Source organism: Streptomyces sp. S063, from assembly GCF_002832675.1.
GTDB lineage: Bacteria > Actinomycetota > Actinomycetes > Streptomycetales > Streptomycetaceae > Streptomyces > Streptomyces sindenensis.
Window position 1 is genome coordinate 3,794,722 of sequence record NZ_CP021707.1, and the last position, 23,318, is coordinate 3,818,039.

Annotated in this window: 21 protein-coding genes; 6 read left to right on the forward strand and 15 right to left on the reverse strand. The window is 70.7% G+C overall.

Annotated features, from left to right (window positions below; all coding sequences use genetic code 11):
• Positions 1–18: 18 nt before the first annotated feature.
• The 4 genes from CCZ36_RS17410 to CCZ36_RS17425 all read right to left on the reverse strand — a co-directional run bounded on the left by CCZ36_RS17410 (position 19) and on the right by CCZ36_RS17425 (position 4,295).
• Complete coding sequence (locus tag CCZ36_RS17410; protein ID WP_069735666.1) at positions 19–561, reverse strand: RNA 2'-phosphotransferase; 543 nt, start codon at positions 559–561, stop codon at positions 19–21.
• Between the two features lie 148 nt (positions 562–709).
• A complete protein-coding gene (locus tag CCZ36_RS17415) occupies positions 710–1,669 on the reverse strand; it encodes a MerR family transcriptional regulator (protein WP_128818062.1) in 960 nt (319 codons plus the stop codon).
• The gene (locus tag CCZ36_RS17420) at positions 1,666–3,438 is read right to left on the reverse strand and encodes an SDR family oxidoreductase (protein WP_128818063.1); all 1,773 of its coding nucleotides are present in this window, start codon (positions 3,436–3,438) and stop codon (positions 1,666–1,668) included. The genes CCZ36_RS17415 and CCZ36_RS17420 overlap by 4 nt, the downstream gene beginning before the upstream one ends.
• Positions 3,435–4,295, reverse strand: a complete 861-nt coding sequence (locus CCZ36_RS17425) for a M24 family metallopeptidase (protein ID WP_069735663.1) — start codon at positions 4,293–4,295, stop codon at positions 3,435–3,437. The genes CCZ36_RS17420 and CCZ36_RS17425 overlap by 4 nt, the downstream gene beginning before the upstream one ends.
• A 259-nt stretch (positions 4,296–4,554) precedes the next feature.
• Here CCZ36_RS17425 and CCZ36_RS17430 point away from each other — a divergent pair, with 259 nt between their 5' ends.
• The 5 genes from CCZ36_RS17430 to CCZ36_RS17450 all read left to right on the forward strand — a co-directional run bounded on the left by CCZ36_RS17430 (position 4,555) and on the right by CCZ36_RS17450 (position 9,117).
• On the forward strand, positions 4,555–5,559 hold the full coding sequence (locus CCZ36_RS17430) for an ABC transporter ATP-binding protein (RefSeq protein ID WP_079134251.1): 1,005 nt from the start codon (positions 4,555–4,557) through the stop codon (positions 5,557–5,559).
• A complete protein-coding gene (locus tag CCZ36_RS17435; protein WP_128818064.1) occupies positions 5,549–6,457 on the forward strand; it encodes an ABC transporter permease in 909 nt (302 codons plus the stop codon). Before CCZ36_RS17430 ends, CCZ36_RS17435 begins: the two co-directional genes overlap by 11 nt.
• Complete coding sequence (locus CCZ36_RS17440) at positions 6,454–7,365, forward strand: ABC transporter ATP-binding protein (RefSeq protein WP_128818065.1); 912 nt, start codon at positions 6,454–6,456, stop codon at positions 7,363–7,365. Before CCZ36_RS17435 ends, CCZ36_RS17440 begins: the two co-directional genes overlap by 4 nt.
• A 30-nt stretch (positions 7,366–7,395) precedes the next feature.
• Entirely contained in the window at positions 7,396–8,115 is a 720-nt protein-coding gene (locus CCZ36_RS17445; protein ID WP_069735660.1) for an ABC transporter permease, read from the forward strand.
• 309 nt (positions 8,116–8,424) lie between these two features.
• A complete protein-coding gene (locus CCZ36_RS17450; RefSeq protein ID WP_128818066.1) occupies positions 8,425–9,117 on the forward strand; it encodes a hypothetical protein in 693 nt (230 codons plus the stop codon).
• An 88-nt stretch (positions 9,118–9,205) separates the two neighbouring features.
• On the opposite strand, the gene CCZ36_RS17455 is transcribed toward CCZ36_RS17450, so the two are convergent.
• From CCZ36_RS17455 to CCZ36_RS17495, 9 genes are all read right to left on the reverse strand, one after another.
• Entirely contained in the window at positions 9,206–10,030 is an 825-nt protein-coding gene (locus tag CCZ36_RS17455; RefSeq protein ID WP_069735659.1) for an HAD family hydrolase, read from the reverse strand.
• Positions 10,027–11,304, reverse strand: a complete 1,278-nt coding sequence (serS, locus tag CCZ36_RS17460) for a serine--tRNA ligase (RefSeq protein ID WP_010060511.1) — start codon at positions 11,302–11,304, stop codon at positions 10,027–10,029. Before serS ends, CCZ36_RS17455 begins: the two co-directional genes overlap by 4 nt.
• 642 nt (positions 11,305–11,946) lie before the next feature.
• Positions 11,947–12,882, reverse strand: a complete 936-nt coding sequence (gene pheA, locus CCZ36_RS17465; RefSeq protein ID WP_069735657.1) for a prephenate dehydratase — start codon at positions 12,880–12,882, stop codon at positions 11,947–11,949.
• Between the two features lie 81 nt (positions 12,883–12,963).
• Positions 12,964–14,319, reverse strand: a complete 1,356-nt coding sequence (efeB, locus tag CCZ36_RS17470) for an iron uptake transporter deferrochelatase/peroxidase subunit (protein WP_069735656.1) — start codon at positions 14,317–14,319, stop codon at positions 12,964–12,966.
• 4 nt (positions 14,320–14,323) lie between these two features.
• Positions 14,324–16,249 (reverse strand): copper resistance CopC/CopD family protein, encoded by a 1,926-nt coding sequence (locus CCZ36_RS17475; RefSeq protein WP_128818067.1) that lies wholly within the window; start codon positions 16,247–16,249, stop codon positions 14,324–14,326.
• A 14-nt stretch (positions 16,250–16,263) separates the two neighbouring features.
• A complete protein-coding gene (locus CCZ36_RS17480; protein WP_069735654.1) occupies positions 16,264–16,725 on the reverse strand; it encodes a copper chaperone PCu(A)C in 462 nt (153 codons plus the stop codon).
• Positions 16,722–17,381, reverse strand: coding sequence for an SCO family protein (locus CCZ36_RS17485; protein ID WP_069743718.1), 660 nt, complete (start codon positions 17,379–17,381; stop codon positions 16,722–16,724). The genes CCZ36_RS17480 and CCZ36_RS17485 overlap by 4 nt, the downstream gene beginning before the upstream one ends.
• A gap of 44 nt (positions 17,382–17,425) precedes the next feature.
• Positions 17,426–18,193, reverse strand: coding sequence for a YcnI family copper-binding membrane protein (locus CCZ36_RS17490; RefSeq protein WP_069743719.1), 768 nt, complete (start codon positions 18,191–18,193; stop codon positions 17,426–17,428).
• Between the two features lie 151 nt (positions 18,194–18,344).
• On the reverse strand, positions 18,345–19,214 hold the full coding sequence (locus tag CCZ36_RS17495; RefSeq protein ID WP_128818068.1) for a hypothetical protein: 870 nt from the start codon (positions 19,212–19,214) through the stop codon (positions 18,345–18,347).
• A gap of 317 nt (positions 19,215–19,531) precedes the next feature.
• On the opposite strand from CCZ36_RS17495, the gene CCZ36_RS17500 reads away from it, so the two are divergent.
• The gene (locus CCZ36_RS17500) at positions 19,532–20,044 is read left to right on the forward strand and encodes an ATP-binding protein (RefSeq protein WP_128818069.1); all 513 of its coding nucleotides are present in this window, start codon (positions 19,532–19,534) and stop codon (positions 20,042–20,044) included.
• Between the two features lie 46 nt (positions 20,045–20,090).
• On the opposite strand, the gene CCZ36_RS17505 is transcribed toward CCZ36_RS17500, so the two are convergent.
• A complete protein-coding gene (locus CCZ36_RS17505; RefSeq protein WP_069735649.1) occupies positions 20,091–21,572 on the reverse strand; it encodes an aminopeptidase P family protein in 1,482 nt (493 codons plus the stop codon).
• Between the two features lie 115 nt (positions 21,573–21,687).
• Positions 21,688–23,175: a PP2C family protein-serine/threonine phosphatase gene (locus CCZ36_RS17510; RefSeq protein WP_176735190.1), complete on the reverse strand. Its 1,488-nt coding sequence runs from the start codon at positions 23,173–23,175 to the stop codon at positions 21,688–21,690.
• Between the last annotated feature and the right edge of the window lie 143 nt (positions 23,176–23,318).

Sequence of the window (23,318 nt, forward strand, 5' to 3'; positions counted from 1 at the left end):
CTCCCGCTGCCGAAGTCCTCAGTCGCGCAGGAGCAGGAACTCGGGGGGTACGGCATCGGCGAGCCAGACACCGTTGGCGCTGACCCGGAAGACATGCCCGGCGCGGTGCATCGCGCCCGCGTCCACGGTGAGGACGAGGGGGCGGCCGCGGCGGGCGCCGACCCGGGTGGCCGTCTCCCGGTCGGGCGACAGGTGCACATGGTGGCGGGTCATGGGGCGCAGACCCTCGGCCCGGATCGCGCCCATCACCCGGGCGACCGTGCCGTGGTAGAGGTACGCGGGCGGTTCGGCCGGCGGCAGGTCCAGGTCCACGGCGACGGTGTGGCCCTGGTTGGCGCGGATGCGGTCGCCGTCGACCGCGAAGCGGCGTTTGTCGTTGACGGTGACCACGTGGTCGAGCTCGGCGCGGCTGATGACGAAGCCGTGGGAGGCCGCCGCGCTCAGCAGCGTCTCGATAGCCACCCAGCCGTTCTCGTCGAGGGTGATGCCGATGCGCTCCGGCTGGTGCCGCAGATGTTTCGAGAGGTACTTGGACACCCTGACGGTGCGACGTTCGTCCATGGCGTCAGAGTGCCCCTGCGCGGTTCATCGGTGCATCCGGATTTCTTACAGGCTTCTTTTCGTCTTTCTCCGTACCGATGTTTGATCCACAGCCAACTCGGCTTATCCACAGGCAATGTGACGGATCTGTGGACAACTGGCAGGCGATTTAGCCGTTTTGGTCAACTTTATTGCCTTCTGTATGAGATGCGGTGAGCGCGTCCAAGGTGCGGGCCTGCACCTCGCGTTCGGCGGCCGCCGCGACGAACTCCGCCACCCGCTCCGCGCCGACCAGCTGCTGCACGGCCTGTGTTGTCCGCGCCGGCAGCAGCACGGGGCGGGTGGTGTTCTCGGTGATCGCCGTCTCCTCGGCGCCGAGGTGGTGATGCAGGTGGCGGGTGGCGAACGTCCTCATGGCCCGGGCCAGTTCGGCGTCGACCGTCTGCTGGGCGAGCGGCCGCAGCCGCCGCACCAGCGACGCCGCCTCGGCCGCGTCGGCGTCGGTGGGCGGCCGGTGGCCGAGATAGCGGGCGAAGACGTGCTCGGTGGTGAACTCCAGGAAACGGGAGGCTATGTGCTCGACCTGGCCGCGAAGCTCCCGCAAATGGCCGGAGATTGCCGTCAGCGGCACTCCGGCTGCGTACAACTCGGCCGCCACCGACAACTCTTGTGGACTGGGCACGAGGAACTCGTCGTCCCGGCCGGGCACGCGCTCCAGCACGCCGAGCGCCACGGCCTCCGCGATCGCCTCGTCGTCCTGCGCGCCGCCGAACTTCGCGTCCAGCTCCGTTCGGGTGATCCGGTCCGCCTCCTCGTCCGTCCACGGCCCCTGCACCTCCGCGACGAGCCCGAGCACTCCGCCGAGCCCCCGCCCCGCGTCCCACGCCTCCAGCAACTCCTTGATGCTGGCCAGGGTGTACCCCCGGTCGAGCAGGTCCGCGATCTGCAGCAGCCGGGTCAGGTGGGCCTCCCGGTACACATTGGCCCGTCCGCGCCGCTCGGGCGTCGGGAGCAGCCCCCGGTCCTGATAGGCACGGATCGTGCGCACCGTGGCCCCGCTGGCGTGAGCCAGGTCCTCGATCCGGTACTCGGCGGCTCCGGCCCCCGCGCCCGCCCCGGTCCCGGTCACAGCGGCGGCTTCAGCCGGGCCACGGAGCGCAGCGCCCCCGGGCTCAGCCGGGACAGCAGCCGGGCGCCGCGCGCCTCCGGGGTCACCGGGACCACGGCCTGGTTGCGCACGACCGCCCGCAGGATGGCGTCGGCGACCTTCTCCGGGGGGTAGTTGCGCCGTCCGTAGAGCCGGCTCGTCCGTTTCTGCAGCCGCTCCTCCTCCGCCGCGTCAGCCCCGGCGAACCGCGTGGTGGCGGTGATGTTGGTGTTGACGATGCCGGGGCATATCGCGCTCACCCCGATCGACTTCCCCGCCAGCTCGGCCCGCAGACACTCGCTGAGCATCAGCACGGCCGCCTTCGACGTGCTGTACGCGGGCAGCGCCCGGGAGGGCTGGAAGGCCGCGGCCGACGCGGTGTTGACGATGTGGCCGCCCTGGCCGCGGTCCGCCATCTGCTTGCCGAAGAGCCGGCAGCCGTGGATGACTCCCCACAGATTGACGTCGAGGACCTTCCTCCACTCCTCGCTCGTGGTCTCCAGGAAGGACCCGGAGAGGCCGATCCCGGCGTTGTTGACCAGGACGTCGACGATTCCGTACGCGGCGGCGACCCGGGCGGCGAGCTTCTCCATCTCGGCCTCGTCGCCGACGTCGACGGCCTCGCCCCAGGCCGCGGGCGCCCCGATCAGCCGCGCCATCTCCGCGGTGCGGGCGGCGCCCTCCGCGTCGCGGTCCACGGCCACGATCCGGGCGCCCGCCTCGGCGAACGCGAACGCCGTGGCCCGCCCGATGCCGGAGGCCGCGCCCGTCACCAGGACCAGCTGACCGCCGAACCGCTCTGCGTAGGGTCCCCGCGCCACGGTCTGCTGCACGGGCGCGCCGTCCCGCGCGTCGGACTCGTTCGCGGTGACGAACTCGTCGATCCAGGAGGCGAGCTGGTCGGGCCGGGTCCGGGGCACCCAGTGCTTGGCCGGCAGCGAGCGGCGTACCAGCGTGGGGACCCAGTCCTCAAGACCGTCGTAGAGCCGCTCGGAGAGGAAGGAGTCCCCGGTCGGGGTGATCAGCTGGACCGGTGCGTGGGCGTAGGCGTCCGGGCGGGGCCTGCGCAGCCGGGCACGGACGTTGTCGCGGTACAGCCAGGCGCCGTGCGCCGCGTCGTTCGGGAGGGAGGCGGTGGGGTAGTCGCCGGCGGGCACCTTCTCCAGCCGCTCCAGGATCCCCGGCCAGCGCTTGCCGAGCGGCCCGCGCCAGGCGAGCTCCGGCACGACGGGGGTGTGGAGCATGTACACGTACCAGGATTTCGCTCCCTGGCCGAGCAGTTGGCCCACCTTGCGCGGAGTGGGGCGGGTCATCCGGTGCTTGATCCAGTGGCCGAAGTGGTCGAGGGACGGCCCGGACATCGAGGTGAAGGAGGCGATCCGGCCCTCGGTCCGGCCGACCGTGACGAACTCCCAGGACTGGACGGATCCCCAGTCGTGACCGACCACGTGCACCGGCCGGTCCGGGCTGACCGTGTCGATCACGGCGAGGAAGTCGTCGGTCAGCTTCTCCAGGGTGAAGCCGCCGCGAAGCGGCTTCGGGGCGGTGGACCTGCCGTGCCCCCGCACGTCGTACAGCACCACGTGCCAGTGCTCGGCCAGCCGTGCGGCGACCTCCGACCAGACCTCCTTGCTGTCCGGGTAGCCATGGACCAGCACCACGGTCGGCCGGCCCGCGTCGCCCAGCTCGGCGACGCACAGCTCGACGCCTCCCGTACGCACGGTCCGCTCACGTGCCTGAGACAGATTCACGCCGCCACCTTCTCCTCGGCCCAGCGCCGCACATGCGGCAGATCGTCGTCCAGCCAGAAAGCGCTCTGCTCGGGATCCCTGGAGTCGGTGACGACCAGAATCTCCTCGAACTTCGCGCCCGTACCCCGGAATCCGAGGTGGGGTTCGACCGCCCACAGGCCCGGCTGCGGCGGGTGGTCGGAAAAGCGGTAAGGGCTCCACAGCGGCGACCAGCCCTCCCGGTGGCCGTGCAGCGCGTCGCTCACGAGCCCCTTGAGAGCCTGGGTGCCGAAGCCGAACACCTGCGGGGACCAACGGCGTTCGGCGACACGGTCGACCTTGTGGGCGATCACGCCGAAGGGGTAGGCCCGGTGCCGGTTCGCGTATCCCTGCGCGTTCATGAGGCGTTCGACGTCCTCGTAGATCTCGCGCAGCGAACGGCGCTCGCGCACCTCGCGCAGGATCAGCTCGCGGTGGGCCTCCAGATCGGCCAGCAGCCTGTCGTGCAGCGGATTGAGGCCGAGGCATCCCGCATACCCGACGTCGGCGGTGAACCCCCTGTACACCGGGGCCATGTCGAGGATGAACGGCATCCCCGGCTCCAGCTTCCGGTCGGTCGGGAAGAACTGCAGCGGCACCTTGAACCCCGCGAACGCCGTACGGTCCCCGAACCAGGCGAACGGGAGGTGGAACCAGTCGCGCACACCGCGCTCGCGCAGCCACACCCGCTGCATCCGGGCCGCCTCGCGCTCGGTCACGCCCGAGCGCAACTGGCCGGCGACCGCCTCCGCGCAGGCGTAGGCCAGGCGCTGAACCTCTCTGAACCCCCGCAGCTCCGGGGTGTTGGTGTCCTGCACTGCCTTGGCCAAGCCGGTCATGCCACCGTCCGTTCCCTGCCGTGTGCGGTACGTGTCCGTAACGTGACACTGATGAATGTGACAATGTCCGGCGGCTGCGTCAAGAGGTGCGCACGGCCTGGGGAAAACCCGGGCTTCGCGGCGGATCGAGGCGTATCCCCCTACGGGCGTGTACGCCTGGAGTCTGACGCGGATCCAACCGTCAGGGCTGACGACCTCTGTGGTACGCGCCACTAACGTCATTTCCGTGACAGCCGTAATCGCTACCGAAGCCCTGAGCATGCGGTTCCCCCGGGTGACCGCGCTTGACCGGCTCACGTTGGACATCGGACCGGGTGTGACCGGTCTGGTGGGTTCCAACGGAGCCGGCAAGTCCACACTGATCAAGATCCTGCTGGGTCTTTCCCCCGCCACCGAAGGCCGGGCCGCGGTGCTCGGGCTCGACGTCGCGACCAGCGGCGCAGCCATCCGGGAACGGGTGGGATACATGCCCGAGCACGACTGCCTGCCGCCCGACGTCTCGGCGACCGAGTTCGTCGTGCACATGGCGCGCATGTCGGGGCTGCCGCCCACCGCGGCCCGCGAACGCACGGCCGACACCCTGCGTCACGTCGGCCTCTACGAGGAGCGCTACCGCCCCATCGGCGGCTACTCGACCGGCATGAAGCAGCGGGTCAAGCTGGCCCAGGCCCTCGTCCACGACCCCCAGCTGGTCCTGCTCGACGAGCCGACCAACGGCCTCGACCCGGTCGGCCGGGACGAGATGCTCGGTCTGATCCGCCGGATCCACACCGACTTCGGCATCTCCGTCCTGGTGACCTCGCACCTCCTGGGCGAGCTGGAACGCACCTGCGACCACGTCGTCGTCATCGACGGCGGAACGCTCCTGCGCTCCAGCTCCACCAGCGACTTCACCCAGACCACCGCGACCCTCGCGGTCGAGGTGACCGACAGCGACACCCACCCCGACGGCACCGGCGCGCTGCGCAAGGTCCTCACCGACGCCGGGGTCACGCTCATCGGCCACGACGGGATCGACACGGAGGGGCTGCCGGGCGCGGGCCACATCCTCCTGATCGAGGCGACGGGCGAGGAGACGTACGACGTGGTCCGCGACAGCGTCGCCGGGCTCGGGCTCGGCCTGGTCCGCATGGAACAGCGCCGCCACCAGATCGCCGAGGTCTTCCGTACCGAACAGGGCGCGGCGCAGGCAGCCGCCGTCCCGGCCGCGGCCACCACCGCCGGGGCCGTCCAGCAGAAGGGAAGCGGTCGCGATGAGCACTGAGACCAAGGCCGCGGCCGGGCGCGACGCCTCCCGGATCCACAACATCGGCTACCGCTCCTACGACGGACCGCGGCTCGGCCGGGCCTACGCCCGCCGCTCGCTGTTCTCGCAGACCCTGCGGGGCTCCTTCGGACTGGGCCGTTCCGCCAAGTCCAAGGTGCTGCCCATGCTGCTGTTCGGCGTGATGGCGCTGGTCGCCGCGATCCTGGTGGCGGTCTCCATGGCCGCTCCGGACGCCACCAAACTGGTGGTCAAGTACACCTCGTACGCGATCTACCTGCAGGCCGTCATCGGTCTCTTCATCGCCGCCCAGGCCCCGCAGGCGGTCTCCCGGGACCTCCGTTTCAAGAGCGTCCCCCTGTACTTCTCGCGGCCGATCGAGCACGCCGACTACGTGGTCGCGAAGTTCGCCGCCACCGCCTCGGCGCTCTTCATCCTCACCGGTGCGCCGCTGCTCATCCTCTACGTGGGCTCTCTGCTCGCGAAGTTCGACTTCGCCGATCAGACCAAGTGGTTCGGCCAGGGGCTGGTGTCGGTGGCGCTGCTGTCCGTGCTGTTCGCCGGGCTCGGCCTGGTGATGGCCGCCCTGACCCCGCGGCGCGGCTTCGGCGTCGCCGCGGTGATCGCCCTCCTGACCATCACCTACGGCGCCGTCTCCACGGTCCAGGCCATCGCCTGGGAGACCGGTTCGGAAGGGGCCGTGCAGTGGCTCGGCCTCTTCTCGCCGATCACCCTGATCGACGGCGTCCAGACCGCGTTCCTCGGCGCGACCTCCGCCTTCCCCGGAGGGGAAGGCCCCGGCGCCGGAGTCGGCGTGGTCTACCTGATCGTTGTTCTCGCGCTCGTCGTCGGCTCGTACGCCGTCCTGATGCGCCGCTACCGGAGGGTCGGGCTGTGACCACCATCGAGATCGACCACACTTCGCGCTGGTTCGGCAACGTGGTCGCCGTCAACGACGTCTCCATGACCGTGGGCCCCGGCGTCACCGGACTCCTCGGACCGAACGGCGCCGGGAAGTCCACCCTCATCAACATGATGGGCGGCTTCCTCGCCCCCTCCACGGGAAAGGTCACGCTCGACGGCCGGACGATCTGGCGCAACGAGGCCGTCTACAAGGAGATCGGCATCGTCCCGGAGCGGGAAGGGATGTACGACTTCCTCACCGGCAGGGAATTCGTCGTCGCCAACGCCGAACTCCAGGGTTTGGGCGGTGCCGAGGCACAGAAGGCGCTCGCCACGGTCCAGATGGAGTACGCGCAGGACCGCAAGATCGCCACGTACAGCAAGGGCATGCGCCAGCGCGTGAAGATGGCCTCCGCGCTGGTTCACGAGCCCTCCGTGCTGCTCCTGGACGAACCGTTCAACGGAATGGACCCGCGCCAGCGGATGCAGCTGATGGAGCTGCTGCGGCGGATGGGCGCCGAGGGCCGTACGGTCCTGTTCTCCTCGCACATCCTCGAGGAGGTCGAGCAACTGGCCTCGCACATCGAGGTGATCGTGGCGGGCCGGCACGCCGCCTCCGGCGACTTCCGCAAGATCCGCCGGCTGATGAAGGACCGGCCGCACCGCTATCTGGTGCGCTCCAGCGACGACCGGGCCCTCGCGGCCGCGCTCATCGCCGACCCTTCCACGGCGGGCATCGAGGTCGACCTGAGCGAGAAGGCGCTGCGCATCCAGGCCGTCGACTTCGGGCGGTTCACCGAACTGCTGCCGAAGGTCGCCCGGGAGCAGGGCATCCGGCTGCTCACCGTCTCGCCGTCCGACGAGTCCCTCGAATCGGTCTTTTCCTATCTCGTAGCGGCCTGAGTAGTGGCCTGAAAGGAGCTGTGCACCGTCATGTACGACCCCACAGTCGCCCGGCTCACCTACCGGGCCCTGCTCGGCCGGCGCCGGGCCGCCATCCTGTTCGTCCTGCCCGCCCTGCTGCTGCTCATCGCCGCGGCCGTGCGCATGTTCGCCGGGGCCGACGACCAGATCGCCTCGAACGTCCTCGGCGGCTTCGCCATCGCCACGATGGTGCCGCTGATCGGCGTGATCGCGGGCACCGGGGCGATCGGCCCGGAGATCGACGACGGCTCGATCGTCTATCTGCTCGCCAAGCCGGTGAAACGGCCCACGATCATCTTCACCAAGCTGATCGTGGCCATCGCGGTGACCATGGTGTTCTCGGCCCTGCCGACACTGCTCGCGGGACTGATCCTCAACGGAAACGGCCAGCAGATCGCCGTCGCCTACACGGTCGCGGCGCTGGTCGCCTCGATCGCCTACAGCGCCCTGTTCCTGCTGCTCGGCACGGTCAGCCGGCACGCGGTCGTCCTCGGCCTGGTCTACGCGCTGGTCTGGGAGGCCCTCTTCGGCAGCCTGGTGGCCGGTGCGCGGACGCTCAGCGTCCAGCAGTGGTCCCTGGCGGTCGCCCAGAAGGTCGCGGGCGACGGCGCGGTGACCTCGGAGGTCGGGCTGCCGCTCGCCACGGTCCTGCTGGTCGTGGTCACGGCGGCCGCCACCTGGTACGCGGGCCAGAAGCTGCGGGCGCTGAAGCTGGCGGGCGAGGAGTGAGGCCACCGGCCTGAGCCCCCTGCCGCGCCCCGACGACCCCCGCCCTTGTTCCGGAGCAAGGGCGGGGGTCGTCGTATGACCGGACAGGCGTCCGCGTGACGTTGTGTTTATCGGGTCGTTGGGCAGGGTGCGTGGAGGCAACTGGAATCCGTGGCGTCGTAGCGATCGTGAAATCGGGGAATGCCGGCACCGGGTGAGGCTCGGCCCACCGGACCGGTCATCGAGTGAGTGGCAACCGTGAGCGTCCTCCACCCCTGAAGCCCGGGGTGTGGGCCGCCCTCGTCATTCCCTCGTACGAAAGGCACATCCATGCCCACGGAAGTCGCCCTGCTCGAATCGCGCGCGCTGCGCGGGGAGCAGATGGGGCGCGTCGATGTCCTCGACAAGGTGAAGAGCCTTGTCATGCTCCCGGACGGAATTCACGTTCGCACAGAGGATGTGGCTCATTACTTCGAGGTATCCACAGAGGCCGTGAAGAAGGTGACGCAGCGGCACCGGGCGGAGGTTGAAGAGAATGGCCTCATCCTGCTGCGCGGCGCTGAGCTGCGCGTCTTCCATAGGGACATGTTGTCCCTATGGGAGGAGAGGCGAGAAAGTTATCCACAGGCTGCGACGCAGTTGACCCTCTACACCCGCCGCACCGTCCTCAACATCGCGATGCTTCTTCGCGACAGCGACATCGCCCGCTGCGTGCGTACGTACCTCCTCGACGCCGAGGAGTCGCTCCGTACGCAGTACGCCTCCCTCGACCAGCGCGTCACGCGCATCGAGAGCTGCCTCACCGGAGTCGGCAGTGCGCTGCAGGAGCTCGGGCCGGTGCTGGTGCGCATGTCGGAGCGGCTCGACAGCCTGGACCGGAAGGTGGAGATGACCCATCAGGTGGTCGGCGCGATGAGTCTGCGGCTGACGGATGTGCAGCAGGATGTCGTGCGGCTCGACGGGCGGATGGACGCCTTCGCGGGGCAGCTGAAGGATCTGCGTCGCCGTGACGGGCAGCGCTGAGTGAAGCGGCCCGGCACCGTGGGAAACGGTGCCGGGCCGCTGTCGCGCTTTCCGGGGTGCAGGTGGGGCGGCCTACCGCAGGCTCGTCCTACCGTGCGGGCTGTACGGGCGCCGAGCGGAGCAGCTCCTCCAGCACCACCGCGATGCCGTCGTCCTCGTTGGACGCCGTGATCTCGTGGGCGACGGCCTTCAGGTCGTCGTGGGCGTTGGCCATGGCCACGCCGTGCTGGGCCCAGCCGAACATCGGGATGTCGTTCGGCATGTCACCGAAGGCGATCGTGTCGGCCGCCTTCACCCCGAGCCGACGGGCGGCCAGCGAGAGGCCGGTCGCCTTGCTCAGTCCCAGCGGCAGGATCTCGACCACACCGGCCCCGGCCATGACCACGTCGACCAGGCTGCCGACGGCCGCCCGCGCGGCGAAGGCCAGGGCGTCGTCGTCCAGCTCCGGGTGCTGTATGTAGACCTTGTTGAGCGGGGCCGTCCACATCTCGGTGGCGTCATCCACGAAGAGATACGGAAGCGGCCCCTCCTGTACCTGGTAGCCGGGGCCGACCAGGACTTCGCCCTCAAGACCGTCGCGGCTGGCCGCCAGGTGCAGCGGGCCGACCTCCGCCTCGATCTTGGACAGCGCGAGACCGGCGAGCTGCCGGTCCAGGGTCAGCGACGTCAGCAGCTTGTGCTCGCCCGCGTGGTAGACCTGCGCGCCCTGACCGCAGACGGCGAGCCCCTCGTAACCGAGGTCGTCCAGGATGTGCCGGGTCCAGGGGACGGCGCGTCCGGTGACGATGATGTGCGCGGCACCGGCCGCCGTGGCGGCGGCCAGCGCCTCGCGGGTGCGCTCGGAGACCGTGTCGTCCCCGCGCAGCAGCGTGCCGTCGAGGTCGGTCGCGACGAGCTTGTACGGGAAGGTCACTTGGCGACCGGTTCCAGGACCTCGCGCCCGCCCAGGTACGGACGGAGCACCTCGGGAACCCGGACCGAGCCGTCGGGGAGCTGGTGGTTCTCCAGGAGCGCCACGATCGTGCGGGGTACGGCGCAGAGCGTGCCGTTCAGCGTGGCCAGCGGCTGGACCTTCTTGCCGTCGCGCATCCGGACGGACAGGCGTCGGGCCTGGAAACCGTCGCAGTTCGACGCGGAGGTCAGCTCGCGGTACTTGCCCTGGGTCGGGATCCACGCCTCGCAGTCGAACTTCCGCGAGGCCGAGGCACCGAGGTCACCGGTGGCGACGTCGATGACCTGGAAGGGCAGTTCGAGACCGGTGAGCCACTGCTTCTCCCACTCCAGGAGCCTGCGGTGCTCGGCCTCGGCGTCCGCCGGGTCGACGTACGAGAACATCTCGACCTTGTCGAACTGGTGGACGCGGAAGATGCCGCGGGTGTCCTTGCCGTACGTGCCGGCCTCGCGGCGGAAGCACGGGGAGAACCCGGCGTACCGCAGGGGCAGCTTGTCGGCGTCGATGATCTCGTCCATATGGTACGCGGCGAGCGGGACCTCGGAGGTGCCGACCAGGTAGTAGTCGTCCTTCTCCAGGTGGTACACGTTCTCCGCGGCCTGGCCCAGGAAGCCGGTTCCCTCCATGGCGCGGGGACGGACCAGCGCCGGGGTCAGCATCGGGGTGAAGCCGGCCTCGGTGGCCTGGGCGATCGCCGCGTTGACGAGGGCGAGCTCCAGGAGCGCGCCGACGCCCGTGAGGTAGTAGAACCGCGAGCCGGAGACCTTCGCCCCGCGTTCCATGTCGATGGCGCCGAGCGCCTCGCCGAGCTCCAGGTGGTCCTTGGGCTCGAAGCCCTCGGCGCCGAAGTCGCGGATGGTGCCGTGCGTCTCCAGGACGACGAAGTCCTCCTCGCCGCCGACCGGCACGTCCTCGTGGACGATGTTGCCGAGCTGGAGCAGCAGCCGCTTGGCGTCGGCGTCGGCCTCGTCCTGGGCGGCGTCGGCCGCCTTGACGTCGGCCTTGAGCTGCTCGGCCTTCTTGAGGAGCTCGGTGCGCTCCTCGGGAGTGGCCTTGGGGATCAGCTTGCCGAGCGACTTCTGTTCGTTGCGGAGTTCGTCGAAGCGGACGCCGGACGACCTGCGCAGCTCGTCGGCGGAGAGCAGGGCGTCGACGAGGTCGACGTCCTCTCCACGGGCGCGCTGGGAGGCGCGAACACGGTCGGGGTCCTCACGGAGCAGGCGAAGGTCAATCACCCCTCCAGGCTACCGGTGCGCGGTTCTGGCACTCGAACCGATATTGCCGAGCGTGTCTCTATGACCGAATTGCCTGAATTGATATTTCTGTGGGGGAATCGCGGACGGTCGTGGCGTCGGAGCGGGAGGGGGGCGTCGATAACGGCGGTTAACTCCCCTGAACAGGGCAGAAGGTGCGGCTCCCGTTGACGTACCGACCGTGGGCGGGGCGGGAGTTGGGGGCGTTCCGGCCGCCGTTGTCCACAGGAGGGTGGATGTCGGAATAGTTATCCACAGGCTGTGTGGAAGTTCTGTGGATGCCGGAGGGCATTGTTCCGGAAGCTGGACGAAGCCCCCTGGAATCTCCGTTCAAACCTGGCTCGCGTGCTCATTCGGATGGGATTCCGTCGCCCCAAAGAGTTGATCAAGGGAATTGAGGTGACACGCGATGACTCGTGCCGCCTCAAGCGTCTGTGGACTGCCCTGAGGGGACTGGATCGATTTGTCGACGATGCCGCATTGAGGTGTCGACTTGTCCCCAGGTCGAGCCGCCTTCCTGTGGATAACTCTCCGGAGTGCGTGACTATCTGTAGATCGCACCGCTGCGGAGCGCGCGAGAAGGCTGTCGGCAGCGCTTGTGCCGGGCTTCTCCCCGCCCTTCCGTCAGATCCGGCCGTCCTGGCTGCGCGCCAGCCAGTCGGAGGCTTCCGTGAACGCCGCGTCCGACGTGCCCGCCCGCAGGGGCCGCACCTCGTCCGGCGAGACACCCGCCCGCGGGTACGAGCCGAGGAATCGGACCTTCGGGCTGATCCGCTTCAGCCCCATCAGGGCCTCCCCGACCCGCCGGTCCGCGATGTGCCCCTCCGCGTCCACGGCGAAGCAGTAGTTGCCGATGCCCTCGCCGGTCGGGCGGGACTGGATCAGCATCAGGTTGACGCCACGCACCGCGAACTCCTGGAGGAGCTCCAGCAGGGCGCCGGGATGGTCGTCGGTCAGCCAGATCACCACGGAGGTCTTGTCCGCGCCGGTCGGTGCGGAGGGCCGGGCGGGCCGGCCCACCAGGACGAAGCGGGTCTGGGCGTTCTCCGCGTCGTGGATCTCCGTCACCAGCGGCTCCAGGCCGTAGGTGGCGGCGGCGAACTCCCCGGCGAACGCGGCGTCGTACCGCCCCTCCTGGACCAGCCGGGCCCCGTCCGCGTTGGACGCCGCCGACTCCCACAGGGCGCCCGGGAGGTGCTCCGCCATCCACTTGCGCACCTGCGGCTGGGCGGCCGGGTGTGCGGTGACCGTCTTGATGTCCGACAGCTTGGTCCCGGGCCGGACCAGCAGCGCGAAGGTGATGGAGAGCAGCACCTCGCGGTAGATCATCAGCGGTTCCCCGCCGGCCAGCTCGTCCAGGGTCGCGGTGATACCGCCCTCGACGGAGTTCTCGATCGGTACGAGCGCTGCCGCCGCCTCTCCGATACGTACGGCGTCCAGGGCGGCCGGTACGGACAGCATCGGGACGAGTTCCCGGGTGGCGGCCTCGGGGAGCGTACGGAGGGCGACCTCGGTGAAGGTGCCTTCGGGGCCGAGATAGGCGTAGCGCGTGGCTGACATACGGTCACCCTAATGCGCCCCGAGCGGCCCGCCGCGCTGTCTCAGAATGCGGTCGAGTGCCCTACCCGGCCGTACGCGGGCCTACGACTCCAGGAGCCGCTGTCCCACGTACTCGCCCTCCGCCGCCCCGCCCGGGACCGCGAACACCCCGCTCGCCTCGTGCCTCAGGAACGGCGACAGCGCGTCGCCCCGGTCGAGCTTGCGCTGCACCGGAACGAAGCCCCGGAACGGGTCCGCCTGCCAGCAGATGAACAGGAGCCCGGCGTCCGGAGTGCCGTCCTCCGCGATGCCGTCGTGGTACGAGAACGGACGGCGCAGCATGGCCGCCCCGCCGTTCTCCCCGGGCGAGGAGATCCGGGCGTGGGCGTTGTCGGGGATCACGAGCCGGCCGTCCGGGCCCGCCTTGTCGAGGTCCATCTCCGTGGTCTCGGTCCCCCCGCTCAGGGGCGCCCCGTCCGCCTTCCGCCGCCCGATGACCCGCTCCTGGCGCTCCACCGGAAGCTTCTCCCAGTCGTCCAGGAGCATCCGGATCCGGCGGACGACGGCGTACGAACCGCCCTCCATCCACTCCTGCGGCTTCCCCGGGGACGCGGGCACGAAGACGCGCCGGTCGAAGTCCCCGTCGGACGCTTTCGGGTTGCCGGTCCCGTCGATCTGGCCCATCAGGTTGCGGGCGGTCATCGGCCGGGCGGTCGCGCCGGGGGTGCGGTTGAAGCCGTTCATCTGCCACCGCACCCGTGCCGTGCCGGCGGCCTCCTTCTGGAGGGCCCGCAGTGCGTGGAAGGCGACCAGCGCGTCGTCCGCGCCGATCTGCACCCACAGGTCGCCGTTGGACCGCTTGGCGTCGAGGGCGTCGGCGGAGAACGCGGGCAGCGGGTCGAGCGCGGCGGGCAGGCGGTCGTTCAGCCCCGTACGCCCGAAGAACGTCCGGCCGAAGCCGAAGGTGACGGTCAGGGACGACGGACCCGCGTCCAGGGCGATCCCGGTGTCGTGCCCGGGGCCGTCCGCCGCACCGGCCGCCGGGCGGCCCGCCATCAGCTCCTTCGCCACCGCGGACCAGCGCCGCAGCAGGGCCGCGGCCTCCTTGCGCCCCGCGCCCGCCACCAGGTCGAAGGCGGTGAGATGGCCCCGGGCCTGAAGCGGAGTGGTGATTCCCGGTTGATGTTTCCCGTGAAACATCGCCTCGGTCGCCCCCACGGTCGTCAGCGCGACCGGCTCATCGGGTCGGGTGGCGGCATACCCGGCGGCCCCGCCCCCGGCGCCCAGCACCAGCCCGGTGGCGCCCGCGGCGCCCGCCGTCCCCAGCAGCCGCCGCCGCGAGACGCCGACGGGGGCGGCACCGTCACCAGCGGCGCGGTCAACAGCGGCACCGTCGCCGCCGTCCGGGCCGACGGCCGTGGCGGCCCGGGCCGGGGTCTGCTTCTTGGTCTTGCTCACGTACTCAGCCGATCTTCGCGTTCTTGTCGATGGTGACCTGGTCGATGTCCGACGTCCGTACTGTCACGTCGATCCTCCAGTCCCCGGCCATCGGAATCTGTACGGCGCTCGCCGACCAGTGCCCCTCGGCCAGCCGGTCCGGGACGACCGGCAGCGGGCCGATGTCCTTCGACTCCAGGGTGAGGGCGAGCTTCACCTCGGGGACGTCCATGGGCCTGCCGTCGCTGCCGTCGATCCACACATGCAGATCGTTGGAGCCGGTCCGCCCGGGTTCGATGTCGATGCGGACGGTGCCCTTGCCGTTCTGGCCGCCGGTGTCGAACGGCATCTTCAGGTTGACCGGGCCGCCCGCCGCGGGAGCGCTCGCGGCCGGGGTGCCGTTCGCGGCCTCCTCCTCCGTACGGCCCGGCTCGGTGGACGTCAGCATGGTGGTGACGGCCAGCAGGACGACGGCGACGGCGGTCTCGGCCAGGACCGAGCGGCGCAGTCCGGAGCGCTCCGCGTCGGCGTCCCGTATCCGCTTCTTCTTCGTGGCGGTCAGGGCGGCCCGCTGCCGGGCCAGTTGTGCGGCGCGCTCGGGGTCGGTGTCGGCCGGGATGTCCTCGACGTCCTCGGGAGCCTCCGCGGCCTCCTCGTCGGTGTCCCCGGAGGCCACCGCCGGGTCCGTCAGCCGTCCCGTCCAGCGCCGGGAGAACCAGGCGACCGCGAGCAGGACGGCGATCAGCGCCACCTTGAGGACGAGCAGTTGCCCGTACCGCGTACCGGTCAGCGCCGACCAGGAGCCGACCTGCCGCCAGGACTGGTAGATCCCGGTCGCCGCCAGGACCACGACACTGCCGAACGCGACCGTCGAGAACCGCCGTACCGCCGCGCTCCCGATGTCCGGCGTCCGGTACAGCGCCACCAGCAGCGAGGCGAGTCCGCCGAGCCAGGCGGCGACGGCCAGCAGGTGGAGGACGTCCACCGGCATGGCGATGTTCGCCTGGATGCCGGTCGAGGCGTGCTCGGACATGGCCCAGGTGGCGGCGATGCCCGTCGCGACCACGCCGCCGCCGACGGCGAGGCCGAAGGTGAGGTCCTTCTTCTCGCGTTCGTCCTCGCGCCGCGCGTACGTACCGAACAGCACGGCGATGAACAGGGCGGCGGCCCCGAGCAGCAGGAGGCGGGAGACGAGGGCGGCGCCGGGCTTGGTGTCCAGGACGGCCTGGAGTCCGGCGAGGTCGAAGGCGTCGGCGAACTTCCCGCTGCCGGTGTACGGGTTGCGCAGCAGCAGCATGACCAGGGTCGCCGCGGTCAGGGCGAGCCAGCCGCGGACCACGAGCCGCTGCATCGGCAGGGCGGTCGCCCCGCCCCGCCAGCAGACCAGGACGAACGCGCTGCCGCCGACGAGCAGGACGAATCCGCCGTACGCCGTGTAGCGCGCGATGTCGTAGACGACGCCGACCGGGCCGCCGCCCGCCTCCTGGGAGGGCAGGGCCACCGTGGTGTCGGACGGGGCGCCGATGGAGAACGTGAACGCGCCGGAGATCGGGTGGCTGTCGGCGGAGATCGCCTGCCAGGCCACCGTGTAGGTACCGTCCGGCAGTCCGGAGTGGAGCGATACGCCGTAGCGGACGGTGCCGCCCTCGGACAGATCGCGCGGCTCGGCCTCGGTGTCGGCGCGCTTGCCGCTCGGGTCGAGGACCCGGATGGAGTCGTCGCCCACGGCGATCGCCTCGGAGAAGCTGAGGGTGACCTCCTTGGGCGCGGTGTCCACCACCGCCCCGTCACTCGGGTCGCTCCCGGTGAGGGCGGCGTGCGCGGACGCCGGGCCCGCGCCGGCCAGCAGCAGCCCGAAGACCAGGCCGGCCAGCGCGGCGAGGAGCGCGGCGGCGGCGAGCGGCCGTCGTCGTATCGGGGAGGGCCCGGCGTACGGGGCGGTGGCAGACATCTGGATTCAGTCCCTCACTGCTTCTTCGGGTTGTGGGTGGTTTCCTTCACCGGCAGGTCGACCGTGATGGGGTCGGCCTTCTCGAAGTGCAGCTCGACGGAGACCTTCTCGCCCTGCTTGGGCTTCTGCTTCAGCTTCATGAACATGATGTGGTTGCCACCGCGTTCGAGATCCAGCGAGCCGTTCGCGGGCACCTCGAACGAGGAGACCTCGCGCATCTTCTGGTTCTGCGTCTCGTGGATCGTGACGTCGTCGGAGAGCGGGCTGGTCACCGAGGTGAGCCGGTCCGCGGTCCCGCCGCTGTTCTGTACGACGAGGAATCCGGCGGCCATGTCGCTGACCGGCTGCGGCATGAAGGCACCGACGACCTTGAGCTCCGGCTCGCTGCCCGACCCGCCGTCCGACGAGCATCCGGCCAGCGTCAGCCCGGTGGTGAGGGCGAGGACGCCGGCGAGAGCCGTGCGGCGGCGGTTCACGGGGCCTCCCCCTTGATCAGCTTCGGGAGGTCCTTCGTGTACTCCTCGGCGGAGGTGTCCTCGCCGTAGAGCACATACCCCTTGTCCGTCTTCGGGGAGAAGGCGATGACCTGGGCGCCGTGCATGGAGACGACGGTCCCGTCCTTCTCCTTCTTCGGCGCGTCGATGCCGATGCCGATCTGCCGCGCCCCGGCCTGGATGGTCGGGAAGTCGCCGGTGAGACCGGTGAAGGTGGGGTCCTGGGCGGAGAGCCACTTGCCGAGCGAGGCGGGGGTGTCGCGCTCGGGGTCGGTGGTGACGAAGACGACCTGGAGCTTGTCCTGGTCGGCCTTGGGCAGCTCCCGCTTCGCGAGGGAGATGTTGCTCATGGTCAGCGGGCAGACGTCCGGGCAGTTGGTGTAGCCGAAGTAGATGAGCGTCGGCTTGCCCTTGGTCGCCTCGCGGAGGTCGTACTCCTTGCCGTGGGTGTCGGTGAGGACGAGGTTCGGCTTGGTGAACGGCTGGTCGAGGACGGTGGCGGCCTTGTCCTTCGGCGGGGCGCTGACGTCGGCGACGGCCGAGGAGCCCGCCTTGTCGTCACCGGTGCCGCAGGCGGAGAGGGCCAGTGCGGCCGCGGCGGCGAACGCCACGGCCGTCACTGCTTTTCTGTTGCGCATGAAAGAGATGTCCTGAACGTGGTGCGGGTGGGGGAACCGGCCGGTCAGGCCGAGCGGCGGCGTCCGGCGAGCACGCCGAACGCGACACCGGCGACACCGATGACGATGCCGATGATGCCCAGGGTGCGGGCGGTGGTGTCGCTGGAGGAGGAGGACGCGGCGGCGTGGGTCTCCTTGGCCGGCGCGGCGGTGTCGGCGGCCTTGTGGTCGTCGCCCTCCTTCGCGTCGTCGGCCTTCTTGGCGTCGTCGGCCGCGCCGCCACCGTGGTGGTCGTCGGTGGCGGCGGTGAGCTTCAGGACCGGGGCGGGGCTGTCGGGCTCCTCGCCGCCCTCGGTGGGCTCCTCGATCCAGCGGACGACTTCCTTGTTGTCGTACGTCTGGATCGCCTTGAAGACGAGCTGGTCGGCGTCCTCGGGGAGCGCGCCGACGGAGACCGGGAACTGCTGGAAGTAGCCGGGGGCGATCTCGCTGTCGTCCGCCGTCCACGTCACCTTGGAAACGGCCTCGGTGATCTTCCGGCCGTGCACCTCGAGAGGCTTGTCGAGCTTGCTCTTGTCGATCTTGATCTTCCAGCCGGGGACGGCCTGCGGGGTGACGGAGGAGAGCGGGTGGTCGGCCGGGAAGTTCACTTCGAGCTTCACCGTCGAGGCCTGGTCGCGCTCGTTGGGGACCTTGAAGTTGAGCGTGGCGTATCCGCCCTTGGCGGCCTCGCCCACCGGCTGGACGCTGACATGCGCGGCGGCCGGGCCGGCGATCAGCAGGACGGTGGACGCGGCGACGCCGCCGGCGAGGGCGATACGGGAAAGCTTCATGGCAGGAATCTCCACAGGTAAACGGAACACGGTGGTCCGGCGCGCGGATGCGCGGCGGCATCACGACACCTCGGGGTGCGGTTCCGTGCGGGGAGCGCGCGTGCACAGGGATGTGCGTGAGCGGTCCGCGGGGCCCGGTGGAGGCGTCGCGTCAGGCTGCGAGGGCGTACGGGGCCGACGGAGGCCCGCGCCTGATCACCAGGTGCTGCAGAGGATCCCCGGCGGTCGGCAGGGGGATGTCGTCGCCGTGGCGCGGAGCGCGCGGTCCGGCCACGAGCTGCTCACGCTCCCCGGCCCGCAGCGCGCGGACGAGGGCGAGCGCGGCGCGCAGGGACCGGAGCCGGGCCCCGGCGGCCAGCGCCTGGGCGGTGTGGGCGGAGAGCCGGGCCAGCGCGAAGAGGGCGATCTCGCCGCGGCGCAGCAGCCAGCCGGTGGCGAGCGCGACGAGGACGTGGGCCAGGAACATCGGCAGGCTCGGCAGCATCGCGGTGACCGCGGCGCAGACCTGGGCGATGCCCGAGGCCCCGTCCGGTCCCGCCGAAGCCGCGGCCTGGGCCGCGCCGGACGCGCCGCCCGTCCCGGGATGGGCGTGCGCCCCCGGAAGCGTCGACGGGTCGATGCCGGCCGAGGAGACGATGCGGTGGGCCTCGGCCGCGTTCAGCCGGACCGGTCCTTCGCCGCACACGAGCCCGGACGCGAACCGGATGAGCGGGTTGTCGCCGCCCGTGGTTCCGGCGGCGGACGGGCCGCCGTCGTGGCTGCCGTACGCGAAGAGCACATGCAGGAGGATCTGTCCGCCGGCCAGCGCGCCCACGATGCCCGGAAGGGAGCGTTCCCGTCCGGCGAGGAGGGCGGCGACGGTGAGGACGCCGAGGAATCCGGCGAGCAGCGTCCACGCGGGGACGGCCGTACCGGCGGCGAGCGTGTGTCCGGCCGCGGACAGCACGACGCAGACCGCGGTGAACACCGCGGCCCTCATGAGCCGCAGACCGGCTCCGGCGCGTGCGCGAGGCGTGGACATGGCCGGGACATCATCGCACTGCGCCCCCGGGTGCCGTACGGCAGGTCCGGAAGATCAGGTTCCGTCCCCAACCGTGCTTGTTGCGCCTGTTCGCGGGGGATGTACGGACCGGGGGCACGCAGGTCAGGTGACCAGGAGGGCGCACCCCCGGCCACCGGGGTGGGACTCCGGTGACCTGCGACGCGGCCGATCCATACACCGGGCGGCCGAATATCCGCATCCGCCGAACGAGGGCTCTCCCACCCGATCCGTGCTTACGAAGTGCCGAGGGCGGCAATACGTACCGATACGTCGAGCCGCAGCCAGGAGGCTGAAAGATGAGCATCTGGTGGTCTCTCCATTTGCGGCGCGAAGCTGCGAGCGTTCCGCTCGCCCGTCGTTTCCTGCTCGGCACGATGGAAACCGCGGGGGTGGATCCGGACATCTCCTTCGACCTGTCGGTCGCGCTCAGCGAGGCCTGTGCGAACGCCGTCGAGCACGGCGGCGACCGGACGGTGCCCGGGGAGCCCGGGGATTCCGTGGAGTTCGGGGGTCCCGGGACCGGACGTCCCTACGCGGACTCCGGGCAGTACCGGGTCACGGCCTATCTGGACGGCGAGAAATGCCGTATCGAGGTCAGCGACTCGGGGCCCGGATTTCCGTCCCGCCGCGCGCTTCGCCCAGCCGCGCATTCCCAACGGGTCGAGGCCGATGCCGAGAGCGGCCGGGGCCTCGACCTGATCCAGCAGCTCTCCGACCACGTCCAGTTCGGCAACCGGCCGGGCCGCGGCGCGGTGGTGAGCTTCGACAAGGTACTGAAATGGCGCGAGGGCGCGCTGCTCACGGTGTAGTGAGCGGCGCGCCCCGGCGCGTGCCGTACGGCAGTACGGGAGGGGCTCAGCCCTTCAGCCGTGCCATCCAGCTCTCGACCTCGTCCGCCTGACGCGGCAGCGAGTCGGAGAGGTTCCGGTTGCCGTCCTCGGTGACGAGGATGTCGTCCTCGATCCGGACGCCGATGCCCCGGTACTCCTCGGGCACGGTCAGGTCGTCGGCCTGGAAGTACAGGCCGGGCTCGACCGTCAGGCAGACGCCCGGCTCCAGCGTCCCGTCGACGTACGTCTCGGTCCGCGCGGCGGCGCAGTCGTGGACGTCCATGCCGAGCATGTGGCCGGTGCCGTGCAGGGTCCAGCGGCGCTGGAGGCCCAGCTCCAGGACCTTGTCCACGGACAGGTCGCCGAGCAGACCCCACTCGACGAGCTTCTCGGCGAGCACGCGCTGCGCGGCGTCGTGGAAGTCGCGGTAGGCGGCGCCGGGCTTCACGGCGGCGATGCCCGCCTCCTGGGCCTCGTACACCGCGTCGTAGATCTTGCGCTGGAGCGGCGAGAACGTGCCGTTGATCGGCAGGGTCCGCGTCACATCGGCGGTGTAGAGGTCGTTGGTCTCGACCCCGGCGTCCAGGAGCAGCAGCTCGCCGGCGCGGACCGCGCCGTCGTTGCGGACCCAGTGCAGGGTGGTGGCGTGCGGACCGGCGGCGCAGATCGAGCCGTAGCCGATGTCGTTGCCCTCGATACGGGCGCGCAGGAAGAACGTGCCCTCGATGAAGCGCTCGCTGGTCGCCTCGGCCTTGTCGAGGCTCTTGACGACGTCCTCGAAGCCGCGCGCGGTGGCGTCGCAGGCCTTCTGCAGCTCGGCGATCTCGAAGGCGTCCTTCACGAGGCGGGCCTCGGAGAGGTAGACGCGCAGTTCCTCGTCGCGCTCGGCGGTCACCTTGTCGGTGAGGGCGGCCTCGATGGCGGCGTCGTGGCCGCGCACGTTACGGACCGGGCCGGTGGCCTCGGCCAGCGCGGCGGGCAGCTCGCGGACGTCCTTCGCGGGGATGCCGAGCAGCTGCTCGGCCTCGGTGAGGGAGTTGCGGCGGCCGACCCACAGCTCGCCCTGGCCGTCGAGCCAGAACTCGCCGTTCTCCCGGTTGGAGCGCGGCAGCAGGTAGAGGGTGGCCTCGTGTCCGGTGGCGCCGGTCGGCTCCAGGACGAGGACGCCGTCCTGGGTCTGGTCACCGGTGAGGTACGCGTACTCGGTGGAGGCGCGGAAGGCGTACTCGGTGTCGTTGGAGCGGGTCTTCAGGTTGCCCGCGGGGATGACCAGGCGCTCGCCGGGGAAGCGGGCGGAGAGCGCGGCGCGGCGGTTCGCGGTGTGCTCGGCCTGGGGGATCGGCTGGAGGTCGTGCAGCTCCGTGTCGGCCCAGCCCGACTTCATGTTCTCGGCGAGCTCGTCGGAGACGGCCGGGTAGAGGCCGTTCTTCCGCTGCTTGATCGCCTCCGCTGCTTCGTTCTCTTCGGTCTCCTGCTCCGGGGTCTCCGGGATGAGCTCCTCAGACACGATTTGTCTCTCCTTGATACGACACTGGACCATCACCCATCGTACGGGCGTACGGAAGGGGGCCCAGGGCCGAAGGACCTGTTACCGGAAAGGGCCGCCGGACGTCGGCCGGTGGTCAGTCGAAACGGGCGGCGAGGATCACGACGTCCTCGGTGGCATCGCTCCGGTCGAGGCCGTCGGGGAGCACCGTGCGCAGGACGTGGTCGGCCACGGCCGCCGGATCGTGCCGGTCCGGCTTCGGTACGGAGGCGGCGGCGGAGTGCAGCCGGGCGAAGGCGCGGTCCATCGCGTCCCCGGTGCGGCGCAGCAGCCCGTCCGTGTAGAGCAGCACCGTTTCGCCTGGCGCGGGGCTGAACTCCACGCTCGGCGCCTCCCAGCAGGCGAGCATCCCGAGCGGGGCGGAGAGCGTCGTCTCGACGTACTCGCAGCGCCGCTCGCCGAGGATCAGCGGCGGGGTGTGCCCGGCCCCGGCCAGCACGACCTTGCGGGCGGCGGGCTCGCAGTAGGCGAACAGGGCGGTCGCGGTCCGCGCGGGTTCGGTGAGCCGCAGCAGCAGTTCCAGGTCGGAGAGTACGGCGACGGGGTCCTCGCCCTCCATCACCGCGTACGCCCGCAGGCTGGCGCGGAGCCGGCCCATCGCGGCCATCGCGCTCGGCCCGGACCCGCCCACGGAACCGACGGCGAGGCCGAGCGCGCGGTCCGGCAGAGGCAGCGCGTCGTACCAGTCGCCGCCGCCGCGGGGGCCGGTGCGGTGCCGGGCGGCGAGCTGGACGCCGGGGATCCGGGGGAGCCGGCTGGGCAGCAACTCCTCGGCGACGGCGGCGACGTCCGCCCGGGCGCGCTCCAGCTCGATCAGGCGGGCCAGGTGCTCGGTGGCGTAGCGCGCGTAGAGGCCGGCGAGGTGGCGCTGCTTCTGTGCGGGCTCGGCCGGTTCGTCGTAGAGCCAGAGCGCCGCGCCGATGCGGCCGGTCGACTCGGAGGCGAGGGGGAGGGCGTAGCTCGCGGCGTAGCCGAGCCGGGTCGCGACCTCGCGGTGCCGGGGGTCGAGGCCTTGTTCACCGAGCAGATCGGGGCTGGCGATCCCCTCGGCCGTCTCCGGCAGCCCGTCGAGGACGCGGCCCAGCGCGGTGGCCGCGCGCGGCACGGTCTCGATGTGCCCGAGTTCGGCGTGGGTGAGGCCGAGACCGCGCGTGGCGGAGGGGCCTTCGCCGTTCGCCGGTTCCAGAACGAGAAGTCCGCGGCGGGCCCCGACGAGGGCGGCTCCGGCCTGCAACAGCTCGTGCAGGGCGGTTTCGAGGGCGCTCGTCCCGGCCAGCCGCTCGGTGAGTTCGTGCAGGGTCGTGAGGTCCGAGACCCAGCCCGCCAGGCGGTCCTGGATGAAGGCTCCGGGCGGTCCCGGGACCTCTGTCAGGGGTGCGGGAGTGTGCGTTGAAACCGGAACCTCTGGATCGATTCCAGCCACTTTCGGCAGGTGTGGGGCGCTCATGGCAGCCAGCTTTCCGACCGGTGCGATTCGTCGAATAGCATCGCAAACCCCCATGTGATTCTGCGCCACTATCAGTGCATCCACATGTACACGCACAAGTAACCCGATGTCCAGCATTGTCCCTTCGGGATCCGGGCGATTCGTGCTCTCTCAGTGTCGGTTAACTTGGCCAAAAAATGCACCCTATGGACGCTATTTGCGATCGACTGGGGCCGCTCGACAGGGGTACCTCCGGGGTCAGGTCGCCGGAGGAGCGTCAT